Origin of the sequence: Bradyrhizobium sp. CB82, assembly GCF_029714405.1 — a bacterium.
GTDB lineage: Bacteria > Pseudomonadota > Alphaproteobacteria > Rhizobiales > Xanthobacteraceae > Bradyrhizobium.
Genome location: NZ_CP121650.1, coordinates 5501345 through 5516188, shown reverse-complemented (window position 1 = coordinate 5516188; position 14844 = coordinate 5501345). Strand labels below are relative to the sequence as shown.

Genomic DNA, 14844 nt, shown 5'->3' with positions numbered 1-14844 from the left:
AGAGATGGCCACGCTCGAGATCAACTCGCTTCGTAAACGCTTCGGGACGATCGAGGTTCTGAAGGGGATCGACATCACGCTCGAGAAGGGCGGTTTTCTGGTGCTGGTCGGCCCGTCGGGCTGCGGTAAATCGACCCTGCTCAACACCATTGCGGGTCTGGAGGGGATCTCTTCGGGCGAGATCCGCATCGGCGGTGCCGTTGTCAATGATCTACACCCGTCGAAGCGGGACATCGCAATGGTGTTCCAGTCTTATGCGCTCTACCCGAACATGTCGGTCGCCGAGAACATCGGGTTCGGCATGGAGATGCGCGGTGTTCCGAGAGCGGAGCGCGACCAGGCGGTTGCTTCGGTCGCAAAGACCTTGCAGATCGAACATCTCCTGGCGCGCCGGCCGAGCCAGCTTTCCGGCGGACAAAGACAGCGGGTCGCCATGGGACGGGCACTGGTCAGACGACCCAGTGTCTTTCTGTTCGACGAGCCGTTGTCGAATCTCGACGCCAAGCTGCGCGTTGACATGCGGGTCGAGATCAAGCGTCTGCATCAGACGACCGGCACGACGATCGTTTATGTCACGCACGATCAGATCGAGGCCATGACGCTGGCGACGAAGATCGCCGTGCTGAAGAATGGCGAACTGCAGCAGGTGGGGAGCCCGAGCGAGATCTATAATCGTCCCGCCAACATGTTCGTCGCGGACTTCATGGGATCGCCGGCGATGAACCTGCTGGAGGGCACGGTTACGCAGGCGGATGGCCAGCAGCGGATCGCGCTCGTGCGCATGGATGGGTCATCAATCATGCTGCCCGTGCCGGCGAGTGCCGATGCTGCCGGATTGAAGGACGGCGCGAAGGTAATCTTCGGCATTCGCCCCGAGGCTGTGAACGATGACGAAAGCATGGACCGCAATGCCAGATCGGTTGTCAGGTTCGATGCCAAGGTGGAGATCATCGAGCCTGCCGGATCGGACACCTATGTCGTCATCCGGGTCGCGGGCAAGGAGGTGACCGCCCGCATGCGTGCCGATACTGACGTTCGGCTCGGACAGCCGCACACGTTCGCGTTCAACCTCGACAAGGCGGTGCTATTCGATCCAGCAACGACGCGCCGTATCTGACCGACGATCGAGCGCTGCGAGAGCCGCATGAAGATCACGGAGACAGCCGATGTCCTCGTCATCGGATCGGGAATGGGCGGTGCGACCTTTGCCGCCGGCCTCGCGGCTACGGGTGCAGGGATTGTGATTCTCGAGCGCGGCCAGCGTCTCCGCGACTGCGACGCCGCGCGGGACGCGAGGGCGATCTTTCAGCGCGGAGTGTTCCGACCGCAGGAGTCCTGGCTCGATGGCGCAGGGAAGGCCTTCAACCCCGGCAACTACTATTACGTCGGCGGCAATACCAAGCTCTACGGCGCGGTGCTGATCCGCTACCGCGCGGAGGACTTCGCGCCCATCGCGCACCGCGATGGAACGACGCCGGGCTGGCCGTTCAGCTATGGCGAGTTGGAACCGTGGTATAGCCGCGCGGAGCAACTCTATAACGTGCGCGGCGCGCTCGGGGACGATTCCTCGGAGCCCTTTCACTCGGCGCCTTATCCGTTCGGCCCGGTGCCGGATGAGCCGGCGATATCAGCGGTGCGGCAGCGGCTCAAGAAGATCGGGCTCAATCCGTTTTCACTGCCGCTCGGCATCGACATCGAGCCATGGCTCAAACGTGCCAAGACGCCCTGGGATGCATTCCCGGACGCCGGGCACGGCAAGATGGATGCCGAATCCTGCGGGCTTGCCTGTGCCCTCGCTCATGACAATGTCGAACTGCGCGAAGGTGCGCAGGTCGAGCGGCTTGTCGTCGAGCCGGACGGCAAACGCATCGCCGGCGTTGAGGTCATTCGGGCCGGTGAGCGGAGCATGATCGGCGCTGGCATCGTCGTGCTCGCGGCGGGCGCCGTCAATTCGGCCGCGCTACTTCTGCGCTCGTCACAGGCCGGCATCGCGAATAGCTCCGATGCGGTCGGACGCTATTTCATGAATCACAATTCCTCGGCTGTGCTGGCGATCGACCCGCGCGTCGTGAACGACTCGATCTACCAGAAGACGATCGGCATCAACGATTTCTATCTCGATGATGGGCACGGCGGACCGCCACTCGGCAACATCCAGTTGCTTGGACGTGTCACGGCGCCCATTCTGAAGGCCAACATGCCGCTCGCACCGGAATTGGCGCTTGGGCTGATGAGCCGGCATGCGGTCGACTGGTACGCGATGAGCGAGGACCTGCCGAGCGCCGAGAGCCGCGTGACGGTCGATGGTGCGAACATCCGGCTCGACTGGCAGCGTTCGAACTGGACGACCCATCTGACGCTGGTGGCGACGTTGAAGGAGCGGCTGCGTGCTGCGGGTTATCCGATCGTATTGTCAAAGGCGTTCGACCGACGCACGCCCTCACATCAGTGCGGGACGGTGCGCATCGGTCTCGATCCCGCGACATCACCGCTCGATCCGTTCTGCCGCGCCTTTGATCACTCCAATCTGTTCGTCGTCGATGCGTCGTTCCTGCCAACCTCGGCGGCGGTGAACCCGTCACTGACGATCGCCGCCCAGGCGTTGCGCGTCGCAGATCATGTTGCGAGGACCGATCTTCGAACTCATGGGGACATGAGATGACGATCTACGATTACATCATCGTCGGCGCCGGCTCCGCCGGCTGCGTGCTCGCCAACCGCCTGAGCGTCGATGCGTCGACCAGGGTGCTCCTACTCGAGGCAGGCGGCAGCGACAACAACCCGCTGTTCAGCATGCCGGCGGGTTTTGCCAAGATGACCAAGGGCATCGCCTCGTGGGGATACTCGACAGTGCCCCAGCGCCACCTTGGCGGGCGGGCTCTGCGCTACACCCAGGCAAAGGTGCTCGGCGGCGGCTCCAGCATCAACGCGCAAGTGTACACCCGCGGAAATGTCCGCGACTATGACGGCTGGGCGGCGGACGGCGCGACAGGCTGGAGCTACGCGGATGTCTTGCCGTATTTCAAGCGCGCCGAAGACAACCAGCGCTTCGTCGACGCCTACCATGCGCGCGGCGGTCCCCTGGGCGTCTCGGTGCCCGTCAATCCGCTGCCGATCAGCGAAGCGTTTCTGCGAGCCGCGCAGGAATATGGAATTCCCTATAATCCCGATTTCAACGGCGCGCGGCAGGAGGGCGTCGGCCACTATCAGGTGACAGTGCGAGATGCGCGGCGTAGCTCGACCGCTACGGCATATCTAAAGCCAATCCGTGGCCGACCGAATCTCACCGTCCTGACGGGCGCCTACAGCACGCGGATCGCGGTCGAGAATGGGCAGGCTGTCGGACTGGAGATGGTGCGCGGAGGGCAGCGGGAGATCGTTCGGGCCGAGCGGGAGGTCATCCTTGCGTCGGGTGCCGTCGGATCGCCTCGCCTTCTGCTGCTATCGGGGATCGGTCCTGCCGACCATCTGAATTCAGTCGGTGTCAAGCCGGTCCACGATTTGCCCGGTGTAGGCGAGAATCTTCAGGACCACCTCGACCTCTATGCGATTGCCGAGTGCAGGGGCGACTTTACCTACGATAGCTATGCGAAGCTGCACCGCACGATCTGGGCAGGGCTGGAATATCTGTTGTTCAAGCGTGGGCCGGTCGCGTCGACCCTGTTTGAGACCGGCGGCTTCTGGTACGCCGAGCCGGCGGCGAGAGCACAGGAATGGCCGGACGTGCAATTCCATCTTGGCCTCGGCTCGGGAATCGAGGCGGGCGTGGAGAAACTTAAGCATGCAGGCGTCACTCTCAATTCTGCATTCCTGCGGCCCGGCTCGCGTGGCACCGTGCGGCTCGCAAACGGCGATCCCTCCGCGATGCCCATGATAGACCCGAACTACTGGTCTGACGCGCGCGATCGCTCGGCAGCGATCGAGGGGTTGAAGATGGCGCGTGAGATTCTCCGGCAACCCGCGCTCGAGCCATTCGTCATGCTCGAGCGGATGCCCGGTGTGGCCGCCACCAGCGAAGCCGCTCTCGCCGACTATGCGTTCAGGACCTGCAAGACCGATCATCACCCCGTCGGCACCTGTCGGATGGGTACTGACCATCTGGCGGTGGTCGATCCGTCGCTGAAACTTCGTGGAGTCGATGGTCTGCGGATTTGCGACGCTTCCGTGATGCCACGCATCACGTCATCCAACACGAACGCGCCCACCATCATGATAGCGGAAAAGGCGGCAGACATGATTCTTGGGAAGACGACGTTCTCTGCGCCACAACTGGCGAGCACTGAACGCAACGTGTTGAAAGATCCGCTCAGTTGCCCTGCGAGATGAGCGCTCATCTTGCGAGAATGCGCCGGCAGGCGTCCACGAACACTTGGGCGCCGGTGACGATATCAGCGTCGGCCGTGTTCTCGGTCCAGTGATGGCTGATGCCGCCGATCGAGGGCACGAACAGCATCGCGGCGGGCATGATGGTGGCGAGAACCTGGGCGTCGTGGCCGGCGCCGCTGGGCATGCGGACGGAGCGTCCACTTGCAAAGGCCTTGCTCGCAGCTTCGATCGCCTCCTGGAAGGGCTGATGCATTCTGGCGGGGACGCCGGTGCGCAGCCGTTCCAGTGTTGCGTGACAGGGGCCGTTCGCATTGGCCTCATCGATCATCGTCCGCAGCAGGTCCTCCAGCCGGGCGATCACGGCCGGATTGTCGTCGCGGATCTGAAACAGCATCTCGGCGCCGCCCGGAATGATGCTCGGTGCCCCCGGATCCAGCATGATGCGGCCCGTTGTCCACACGGTGCGCGAGCCGGCCACGGCCGGAAAGCGCGCGTCGATTGCCACGCAGAATTTGGCCAGCGCCAGGCCCGCGTCCTTGCGCGCGGCCATGCGGGTCGTGCCTGCGTGGTTCTGCTCGCCGACGAAGTTGATGCGGTACTGCCAGATACCCACGATGGAGGTGACCACGCCGATCGCAAGGCCGCTCGTCTCCAGCGCGTCACCTTGCTCGATATGTGCCTCCAGATATCCGATGTGACGTCCCGGTTCGGCCGTGATACGCGCCCGGCCGGCGAGGCCCGCATCGCGCAGCGCCTCGCGCATGCTCTGCCCGGTGGTGCGGTCGCGCGCCGCGTCGATGTCGGCTTCGCTGACGCCGCCGACATAGGACCGCGAGCCGAGGAAATGGCCGAAATGCCCTTCTTCATCGCACCACGCCGCGACCTCGACGGCGCCGTGCAGCGACGGATCGGAATTGATGACGCGAGCGGCCTCCAGCGCATAGACGACGCCGAGCGGACCATCGAGCCAGCCGGCATAGTTCTGGCTTTCGAGATGAGATCCGGCCAGCAATTTGGGTCCCGAGCGCGTGCTGGTGCCGAGGATGTTGCCGATACCGTCAATCGTACCGGTGAGCCCCGCTTCGGGAAGCTTTTCGACCAACCATGCGAGCGAGTGGCGATGCGGCTCGGACAGGGTCGGCTTGTGCACGCCGGTCTTGTAGGCGCCGATGGCACGGAGTGCATTGAGGTCGGCGAGCACGCGCTCGCCGTTGGCGACGGAACGATCAGGCATGTTCAGCAACCTTCAACGCCTCGGTGCGGATTTCCTCGACGAGGCGCTCCTTGAGATGGACGAATTCCGGCGTGGTCTTGATCTTGTAGGAGCGCGGATGCGGCAGGTCGACCGTAATCTCGGCCTTGATGCGGCCTGGCCGTGCGCTCATGACGACGACGCGGCTGCCGAGGAAGATCGCCTCCTCGATGTCGTGCGTCACGAACAGCACGGTCTTCTGATCACGCTCCCAGATTCCGAGCAGCATCTCCTGCATCAGGGCGCGGGTCTGGTTGTCGAGCGCGCCGAAGGGTTCGTCGAGCAGCAAAATCTTTGGATCATTGGCGAGCGCGCGTGCGATCGCGGTTCGCTGCTGCATGCCGCCCGACAATTGCTTCGGCCAGTGATTTTCAAAGCCGGACAACCCCACCTGGCGGATGAAGGCGTCAGCGATCTCGCCACGCTCGCTTTGCGAAATCCCGCGCTCGCGCAGGCCGAAAGCGATGTTCTCCCGCACGGTAAGCCAGGGAAACAGCGTGTAGGACTGAAACACCATGCCGCGATCCGCGCCGGGACCGCTCACCTCGCGCCCGTCGAGAAGGACGCGGCCGCTGGTCGGCCGGTCGAGACCGGCGACGATGCGGAGCAGGGTGGATTTGCCGCAACCGGACGGACCGAGGATGGTGACGAAGTCGTTATCGCCCACGTCCAGGCAGGTCGGCTCGAGCGCCTTCGTCGGGGCGTGGCCCGCCCGCGCAGGAAAGGTTCGTGAGACCTGATCGATACTGAGCGTGGTCATGCGAGCTTCCACGGAAACAGCCACGCATTGAACCCCTTGAACAGGAAGTCGGAGACGAGGCCGATCAAGCCGATGACGATGATGCCGAAGATGATCTGCCCGGTGTTGAGCAGGGCTTGGCTGTCGGTGATCATATGGCCGATGCCGGACGATGAACCAATTAGCTCGGCGACGATGACGTAGGTCCATGCCCAACCGAGCACCAGCCGCAGGATTTCGGCGATCTCGGGCGCTGAGGAGGGCAGCAGCACGCGGCGGATAATGCCGCGGTCGCTGGCGCCAAGCGTATAGGCCGCCTCGACCAGATCGCGCCGCGTGGCTCCAACGGTCACGGCGACCATCAAAATGACCTGAAACACCGAGCCGATGAAGATGACGAGCAGCTTTTGCAATTCGCCGATGCCGGCCCACAGGATCAGGAGCGGGATGAAGGCGGAGGCCGGCAAGTATCGCGCGAAGGACACGAACGGCTCGAGAAAGGCCTCGATCGGCTTGTAGGCGCCCATCAGCACGCCGAGCGGCACGGCAATGACGGCGGCAAGCGCAAAGCCGCCGACCACACGCCAGACCGTCATGCCGATGTCGAACACGAAGCCGTGCCGGGTCAGGAGCTCGAAGCCTTCCTGCACCATGGTCAGCGGGTTCGCGAGGAAGGTCTTCGACACATGGCCGCCGAAGGTTGCCCAGGACCACAAGGCAACGAACAGCACGAAGAACGCGAGGCCGTAAGCCGTACGTTGCTTCGCAGTCACGGGATCGAGGGGACGCATCACGGGCGAGGTTTCCAGACGGGGCGAGATCATGCGCCGGTTCGCCTCGTGCGAAGCGAACCGGCTTGGCGCTGGCGGTGATTACTTGATGAAACTCGCGTCGAAGAGATCCTCAACCTTAGGCGCGACCTTGATGATGCCGATCTCGAGCAGCAATTCCGCAGCATCCTTATTGAAGGCCAGGAACTCGCCGCCGAAGAACTTCTGGTTCGCGGCCTTGTCCTGCCAGCGCAGGTACTTTGCCGAGTTGCCGAACTGCTCGCCGGTCTGCTTCACATCGCTGCCCATGATCTCGTAGGCCTTGGCCTGATCCTTGGCGATCATGTCCAGCGCCTCGAAATAGCTGTCGGCCAGCGCCTGAGCCGCCTTGGGATTCTCGCTCAGGAATTTCGGCGTGCAGCCGAACGTGTCCATCACCATCGGATAGTCGAGCGTGGTGGCGATGATCTTGCCCTTGTCGGGCGCGGCGCGCACCGTCGAGAGATAGGGCTCGTACGTCATCGCGGCATCGTTCTGGCCGGAGACGAAGGCCTGCGCGGCTGCGGCCGGCTCCAGGTTCACCACCGTGACGTCCTTCACCGACAAGCCGTTCTTTTTGAGCATCCATGCGAGCGCGAAGTAGGGCGAGGTGCCCGGCGCGGAGGCTGCGACCGTCTTGCCCTTCAAGTCCTTGATCGCAGCTACGTCGTTGCGCACGGCCATGCCGTCGGCACCATAGCTCTTGTCGAGCTGGAAGATCTGCTTGGTCGCGACGCCGTTGGCGTTCCAGGAGATCCAGGTCTCGACCGTCGTCGCAGCGCATTGGATGTCGCCCGATGCGATAGCGAGATGACGATCCTTCTGCGGAATTTTCTTGATCGTTACATCGAGGCCGTTCTTCTTGAAGATGCCGGCCTCCTTGGCAAGCGTCAGCGGTGCAAAGCCGGTCCATCCGGAGATGCCGACGCCGACCTTAACGTCGTCAGCAAGCGCCGGTGTCGCCACTGCGAGAGCAATGATGGCTGCGAATGCTTTCGAATTACGCATGATAGTCGTCCTCTTGTCGATCGATGGATTGAACCCGAATGACTTCGTTGTGTTGCATGAATTGTGCCGCGACATCGCCGCTCAACCTCCCTTGAAGCGGGCGACGAGGCGGTGGGACTCGCCCGGATAGAGCAGCCGCACCGCGGTCAGCGTCCGCGCGCTGCGCCAGGTGTAGCGGTCGATCACGAGGCAGGGCGCGCCGACGGCGATGCCGAGCGCGTCCGCGGTGCGATCATCCGCAATGACGGCACTGATCGTGTGCTCGGCTTCTGTCCATGGGACGTGATGAAGCAGCCACGAACCGGGCGGCTCGGCCGCAAAGTCGGCCCTTGCCGCTTCCGGCACGGCCTCGAGATCGATCAGCCCGTCCTCGAGCGCGAACGGCACGTTATCGGCGCTGTGGCGGCAGGTGATCGCGATCACCTTGCCCGTCTTTCGCACCCCGAGGCGGGCGCGATCCGCGGCACTTGCGGCGCGGCGTGCGCACTGAATGAGCTGGTAGCCATAGCCGCGGCCAAGCGCGGTGATCTCCGCGCGAATGTCCGCGATCCTGAGTACCGCGGACAGATGCTGCGGACGGCGAACGAACGTGCCCGCACGCCGCCGCCGCTCGATCAGATCGGCCTGTGCGAGCTCCGACAACGCCTTGTTCACCGTCATGCGCGAGCAGCGATAGCGCGCCATCAATTGATGCTCGAACGGGATGCGATGACCCGGTGGCCACTCGCCGGTCAAAATCCTGCTCTCGATGTCGCGCCTGATCTGCCTGTAAAGCGTCGGCTTGTCGTCGAGCTTGTCGGTGGCGAGGCTCATGCGATGAGCCTCCGAACGGTCGTGTTGAAGCGTTCCCGCGCCGAGTGGCGCAGCGTATGCCGCCCGCCTTCGACGATCTTCCTGCCGCCGGCCCACACGCAATCGATCGCACTTGGGCCCGCCGCAAAGATCCAGCCGTCGAGAACGGCGTCGCCGCGGCGGCCGGCGAGCGAGGGGTGGATGGTGTCGAGGGTGACGATGTCGGCACGCGCGCCGGCTTTGAGTCCCGCGACGGCTTGCGCGAGTGCCTGCGCACCGCCTGCAAGGGCGCCGTCGAGCAGGGTGCGTCCGGTCGAGACGCCGGGTCCGTTCGACAGCACGTTGCGCTCGCGGTGCTTCAGCCGCTGGCCATATTCGAGCTGGCGCAATTCGTCGGCAATGCCGACCAGGACATTGGAATCGGTGCCAACGCCGAACCGGCCCCGGGCATCGAGGAATTCGCGCGCCGGAAAAATGCCGTCGCCGAGGCTTGCCTCGGTCACGGGGCAGAGGCCCGCAACCGCGCCGGTTTTCGCGAGCGAGGCGACTTCCGTCGGCGTCGTATGGGTTGCATGAATGAGGCACCAGCGCCGATCGAGAGCAGCATGTTCGAGCAGCCATTCCACAGGGCGCTTGCCGGACCAGGCAAGGCAATCCTCGACTTCCCTGATCTGTTCCGCGGCGTGGATATGAACCGGCTCGCCATCCGCAAGCGGCATGATCGCGGCCAGTTCGTCTGGCGTCACGGCACGGAGGCTGTGCGGCGCAATGCCGATATTGGCGCCGGGCAACCTGCCGACGGCCTCGCGCGAAGCGGCAAGCAATCTTGCAAACTGATCGACGGAGCAGATGAAGCGGCGCTGGCCCGCATGTGGCGCCACGCCGCCGAACGTGCCGTGCGCGTAAAAGCTCGGCAGCAGGGTGAGGCCGATACCAGCAGTCTCGGCGGCTTGTGCGATGCGCGTCGCCATCTCCGCCGGATTGGCGTAGGGCGCGCCGTCATGATCGTGATGCAGATAATGAAACTCGCCGACGCGCGTAAAGCCCCGCTCGAGCATCTCGACATAGAGCAGGGTGGCGACGCTCTCGACGTCATCGGGCGTCATTGCAAGCGCGAAACGGTACATCGTCTCGCGCCAGGTCCAGAACGTGTCGGCGGTGTTGCCGCGCGTCTCGGCGAGGCCCGCCATGCCGCGCTGGAACGCGTGGCTGTGCAGGCTTGCGATGCCGGGAATGGCGAGGTGATGGCGCTCGTCTCCGGCTGCAGGCGCGACGCCCGCTGCGACTTCGGCGACGGTGCCATCGGTGACGACGACCTGCACGTCGTCGGCCCAGCCCGAGGGCAGCAGCGCGGATGCGAAATGCAGTCGTGTCATGTTTCCTGCCGGCTGGACAGAACCGCGCCACGATTATATGTCTAGACATATAAGTCAAGCGTCCGGCAGCGAAGGAATACCTGCATGGCAGAGCGCTTCGATCGGATCTGGCACAATGCCCGCCTCGCCACGATGCGAGATGATCTGCCCGATCTCGGCGAGACCGCGCACGGTCTGATCGCGGCGTGCGATGGCCGCATCGTGTTTGCGGGCAGTCATTCCGATTTTCCGGCGGATGCCGATGCGGCGGAGTGGATCGATTGTGCGGGGCGGTGGATCACGCCCGGTCTCGTCGATTGCCACACGCATCTGGTCTATGGCGGCAACCGCGCGCACGAATTCGAACTGCGGCTCAAGGGTGCGAGCTATGAAGAGATCGCGCGCGCCGGCGGCGGCATCGTCTCGACGGTCGCGGCGACGCGGGCCGCGAGCGAGGCGGAGCTCGTTGCGAGTGCGCTGCCGAGGCTCGACGCGCTGATCGGCGAGGGCGTAACGACCCTGGAGATCAAGTCCGGCTATGGCCTCGATACGGAGACCGAGCTGCGGCAGCTCAGTGCCGCGCGTGCGCTCGCACGCGTCCGGCCCGTTGCGATCCGCACGAGTTTCCTCGGCGCGCACGCGCTTCCCGTTGAAGCCGGCGGCGACAAGGATCGCTACATCGATCGGGTCTGTCGCGAGATGCTGCCCGCGGTGGCGCAGGTCGGGCTTGCCGACGCGGTCGATGCGTTCATGGAAGGCATCGGCTTCTCGGCCGAGCAGACTGCGCGCGTGTTCGCGGCGGCGAGGGCGCTCGGCCTGCCGGTGAAGCTGCACGCCGATCAACTGTCCAATCTCGGCGGTGCGGCGCTCGCCGCGAAATTCTCCGCTCTTTCGGCTGATCATCTTGAGCACACGGATGAGGCCGGTGTTGCAGCGATGGCGCAGGCGGGGACAGTGGCGGTCCTCTTGCCCGGCGCCTTCTATTTCATCCGTGAAACGCAGAAGCCGCCCCTCGAGCTGTTACGCAAGCATGGCGTCAGGGTCGCGCTCGCGACCGATTGCAATCCCGGCAGCTCGCCACTCACTTCGCTTCTGCTCACGATGAACTTGGGGGCGACGTTGTTCCGGATGACGGTCGTCGAATGTCTCGCCGGCGTGACCCGCGAAGGGGCGCGCGCGCTGGGCATGCTTTCGGAAGTCGGCACGCTAGAGGCCGGCAAATGTTGCGACCTCGCGATCTGGGATGTCGAGCGGCCGGCCGAGCTCGTCTACCGGATCGGCTTCAATCCGTTGCACCGCCGGGTCTGGAGAGGCGAGTGAGCGAAGCGGCGACACCGATCGTGGTCGCACCCGGCCGCGTCAACCTCGGCGATCTCGCGCAGGTGCTTGCGGGCGCGACCGTAGAGCTCGATCCGTCGTTCTGGCCAGCGGTCGACGCGGCGTCGGCGATCGTGGCCGCGGCTGCGCAGGCACCTGCACCGGCCTATGGCATCAATACCGGGTTCGGAAAGCTCGCCTCGAAGCGTATCTCTCCGGACCAGACGGCGACGCTTCAGCACAATCTGATCGTCTCGCACTGCTGTGGCGTGGGGCCGCCGACGCCGGAGCCGGTGGTGCGGCTGATGATGGCGCTGAAGATCATCTCGCTGGGGCGTGGCGCATCAGGGGTGCGGCGCGAGGTTATCGCGCAGCTCGAGGCGATGCTGGCGCGTGGCGTCGTGCCGCTGGTGCCGCAGCAGGGCTCGGTCGGCGCCTCCGGCGATCTGGCGCCGCTCGCGCACATGGCCGCGGTCATGATCGGCGAGGGGCAGGCACTGGCGGGCGGAGCGACCATGCCGGGCCGCGAGGCCCTAGCCCGCGCTGGTCTGGCGCCATTGACGCTTGGTCCCAAGGAAGGCCTTGCACTCATCAATGGCACGCAGTTCTCCACGGCCTATGCGATGTCCGGCCTGTTGCGTGCGCATGCGCTGGCCTGCGCGTCGCTGGTGACGGGCGCTCTGTCCGTCGATGCAGCGATGGCCTCGACGGTGCCGTTTCGCCCAGAGATCCACGCGCTACGCGGCCATCCCGGACAGATCGCCGCCGGCGCGACGCTGACGGCCTTGCTGGAGGGCAGCGATATCCGCCAGTCGCATCTCGAAGGCGACGAACGGGTGCAGGACCCCTATTGCCTGCGCTGCCAGCCGCAAGTCGCCGGTGCCGCGCTCGACGTGCTGGCGCAGGCCGCACGCACTTTGATGATCGAGGCCAATTCCGTCACGGACAATCCGCTGGTGCTGGTCGAGACCGGCGAGATCGTGTCAGGCGGCAATTTCCACGCCGAGCCGGTCGCCTTTGCGGCCGACGGAATCGCGCTCGTGCTGTCGGAGATCGGCGCCATCAGCGAACGGCGCATCGCAACCCTCGTTGATCCCGCGCTGAATTTCGGCCTGCCGCCATTCCTGACGCCCGATCCCGGCCTGAACTCCGGCTTCATGATCGCCGAGGTCACGGCGGCGGCGCTCTATGCCGAGAACAAGCAGCGCGCTGCGCCATGCTCGATCGATTCGACGCCGACCAGCGCCAACCAGGAAGACCATGTGTCGATGGCCGCGCATGCCGCGCGACGGCTCTCCGACATGGCGGACAATCTCGCCTCCATCCTCGGTATCGAGCTGTTGGTCGCGGCGCAAGGCATCACGCTACGCCTGCCGCATTTGACCAGCCCCGCGCTTGCAGCCGTCATCGCCACCCTGCGCGAGGAGGTGCCGGCGCTCGGGCCCGATCGCTACATGGCCGACGACCTCGCCAAAGCCAAGGCGATGGTCGAGGCCGGCGCGCTGCCGCGCATTGCAAGCGCGGCGCTCGCGAAAGATCCGTTTCCATTGCTTGCCTCAGAGGTCGCCTCATGAACCGCCGACTGGACAATGAACGCACGATCCGCGCTCCCCGCGGCTCCGACATCAGCGCCAAGAGCTGGCTGACGGAAGCGCCGCTGCGTATGCTGATGAATAATCTCGATCCCGATGTGGCCGAACGGCCGGGCGAACTTGTCGTCTATGGCGGGATCGGCCGTGCGGCGCGCGACTGGGAGAGCTTTGACCGGATCGTTGCTTCGCTGCGCAAGCTCGAGGGCGACCAGACGCTGCTCGTTCAGTCGGGCAAGCCGGTCGGCATCTTCCGCACCCAAGCGGATGCGCCGCGGGTGCTGATCGCGAACTCCAACCTCGTGCCGCACTGGGCGACGCTCGATCACTTCAATGCGCTCGACAAGGCCGGCCTGATGATGTTCGGCCAGATGACGGCCGGCTCGTGGATCTATATCGGCAGCCAGGGCATCGTGCAGGGGACCTACGAGACCTTCGTCGAGGTCGGGCGGCGCCATTACGGCGGCAGCCTTGCCGGCAAATGGATTTTGACGGCGGGTCTCGGCGGCATGGGCGGCGCGCAGCCGCTGGCGGCGACGATGGCCGGTGCTTCCCTGCTCGCGATCGAGTGCCAGCCGAGCCGCATCGAGATGCGCCTGCGGACCGGCTACCTCGACTGTCAGGCGAACTCGCTGGATGAAGCACTCGCACTGATGGCTGATGCCGCGCAAACCAAAAAGGCGATCTCGGTCGGCTTGCTCGGCAATGCCGCCGACATCTTCCCCGAACTCGTGCGGCGCGGCGTCAAGCCCGACATCGTGACCGACCAGACCAGCGCCCATGATCCAATCAACGGGTACTTGCCGAAGGGTTGGACGCTTGCGGAGTGGGAAGCCAAGCGCAGGGACGATCCCAAGGCTGTGGAGCTCGCGGCAAAGTCTTCCATGGTCGACCACGTCAGGGCGATGCTGGAATTCCATGCGCAGGGCATTCCGACGCTCGACTACGGCAACAACATCCGCCAGATGGCGAAGGACATGGGGCTGAACAATGCATTCGATTTCCCGGGCTTCGTACCGGCCTATATCCGCCCGCTGTTCTGCCGCGGCGTCGGGCCGTTCCGCTGGGCGGCGCTGTCGGGCGATCCCGAGGACATCTTCCGCACCGACGCGAGGGTGAAGGAGCTGATGCCGCACGACAAGCACCTGCACAACTGGCTGGACATGGCGAAGGCGCGTATCAAATTCCAGGGGCTACCGGCGCGGATCTGCTGGGTCGGTCTCGGCGACCGGCATCGGCTTGGGCTCGCTTTCAACGCGATGGTGGCGCGCGGCGAAGTGAAGGCGCCGATCGTGATCGGTCGCGACCATCTTGACAGTGGCTCGGTGGCAAGCCCGAACCGCGAGACCGAGGCAATGCGCGACGGTTCGGACGCTGTGTCGGACTGGCCGCTGCTCAATGCGCTGCTGAATTGCGCCAGCGGAGCCACCTGGGTATCGCTGCATCACGGCGGCGGCGTCGGCATCGGCTATTCGCAGCATGCCGGCATGGTGATCGTCGCCGACGGCACGGCGGAGGCCGCCCGCCGCCTCGAACGCGTGCTGTGGAACGATCCGGCGAGCGGCGTCATGCGTCACGCCGATGCAGGCTACGAGACCGCGATCGACTGTGCCCGCGCAAACGGGCTCGATCTGCCGAGCCTGGGAGGCTAAAGCGG

The 14844-nt window shown here is 64.9% G+C and carries 12 protein-coding genes; 6 read left to right on the top strand and 6 right to left on the bottom strand.

The annotated features are described in order from the left end of the window. The first annotated feature begins 4 nt into the window (after positions 1-4). From QA640_RS26950 to QA640_RS26940, 3 genes are read left to right on the top strand one after another with little or no spacing between them, the layout of a single operon-like run. Positions 5-1117, top strand: coding sequence for an ABC transporter ATP-binding protein (locus QA640_RS26950; protein WP_283035924.1), 1113 nt, complete (start codon positions 5-7; stop codon positions 1115-1117). 27 nt (positions 1118-1144) lie between these two features. Then, entirely contained in the window at positions 1145-2662 is a 1518-nt protein-coding gene (locus tag QA640_RS26945) for a GMC family oxidoreductase (protein ID WP_283035923.1), read from the top strand. Beyond that, entirely contained in the window at positions 2659-4326 is a 1668-nt protein-coding gene (locus QA640_RS26940; protein ID WP_283035922.1) for a GMC family oxidoreductase N-terminal domain-containing protein, read from the top strand. The genes QA640_RS26945 and QA640_RS26940 overlap by 4 nt, the downstream gene beginning before the upstream one ends. A gap of 4 nt (positions 4327-4330) precedes the next feature. On the opposite strand, the gene QA640_RS26935 is transcribed toward QA640_RS26940, so the two are convergent. The 6 genes from QA640_RS26935 to QA640_RS26910 all read right to left on the bottom strand — a co-directional run bounded on the left by QA640_RS26935 (position 4331) and on the right by QA640_RS26910 (position 10302). Then, entirely contained in the window at positions 4331-5560 is a 1230-nt protein-coding gene (locus tag QA640_RS26935) for a Zn-dependent hydrolase (RefSeq protein ID WP_283035921.1), read from the bottom strand. Further along, a complete protein-coding gene (locus QA640_RS26930) occupies positions 5553-6338 on the bottom strand; it encodes an ABC transporter ATP-binding protein (RefSeq protein WP_283035920.1) in 786 nt (261 codons plus the stop codon). Before QA640_RS26930 ends, QA640_RS26935 begins: the two co-directional genes overlap by 8 nt. Continuing rightward, positions 6335-7108 carry an ABC transporter permease gene (locus QA640_RS26925; RefSeq protein WP_283042905.1) on the bottom strand — a complete coding sequence of 258 codons (774 nt, stop codon included), beginning with the start codon at positions 7106-7108 and terminating at the stop codon, positions 6335-6337. The genes QA640_RS26930 and QA640_RS26925 overlap by 4 nt, the downstream gene beginning before the upstream one ends. Before the next feature lie 81 nt (positions 7109-7189). Next, positions 7190-8134, bottom strand: coding sequence for an ABC transporter substrate-binding protein (locus QA640_RS26920; RefSeq protein ID WP_283035919.1), 945 nt, complete (start codon positions 8132-8134; stop codon positions 7190-7192). An 81-nt stretch (positions 8135-8215) separates the two neighbouring features. Continuing rightward, a complete protein-coding gene (gene hutC / locus QA640_RS26915) occupies positions 8216-8947 on the bottom strand; it encodes a histidine utilization repressor (RefSeq protein WP_283035918.1) in 732 nt (243 codons plus the stop codon). Continuing rightward, positions 8944-10302 carry a formimidoylglutamate deiminase gene (locus tag QA640_RS26910; protein WP_283035917.1) on the bottom strand — a complete coding sequence of 453 codons (1359 nt, stop codon included), beginning with the start codon at positions 10300-10302 and terminating at the stop codon, positions 8944-8946. The genes hutC and QA640_RS26910 overlap by 4 nt, the downstream gene beginning before the upstream one ends. Positions 10303-10386: 84 nt before the next feature. On the opposite strand from QA640_RS26910, the gene hutI reads away from it, so the two are divergent. Genes hutI through hutU form a run of 3 tightly spaced genes read left to right on the top strand, consistent with a single transcriptional unit; the run spans position 10387 to position 14839 of the window. Beyond that, the gene (gene hutI, locus QA640_RS26905) at positions 10387-11601 is read left to right on the top strand and encodes an imidazolonepropionase (protein ID WP_283035916.1); all 1215 of its coding nucleotides are present in this window, start codon (positions 10387-10389) and stop codon (positions 11599-11601) included. Then, complete coding sequence (gene hutH / locus QA640_RS26900) at positions 11598-13172, top strand: histidine ammonia-lyase (protein ID WP_283035915.1); 1575 nt, start codon at positions 11598-11600, stop codon at positions 13170-13172. The genes hutI and hutH overlap by 4 nt, the downstream gene beginning before the upstream one ends. Then, a complete protein-coding gene (hutU, locus tag QA640_RS26895; protein ID WP_283035914.1) occupies positions 13169-14839 on the top strand; it encodes a urocanate hydratase in 1671 nt (556 codons plus the stop codon). Before hutH ends, hutU begins: the two co-directional genes overlap by 4 nt. The last annotated feature ends 5 nt before the right edge of the window (positions 14840-14844 follow it).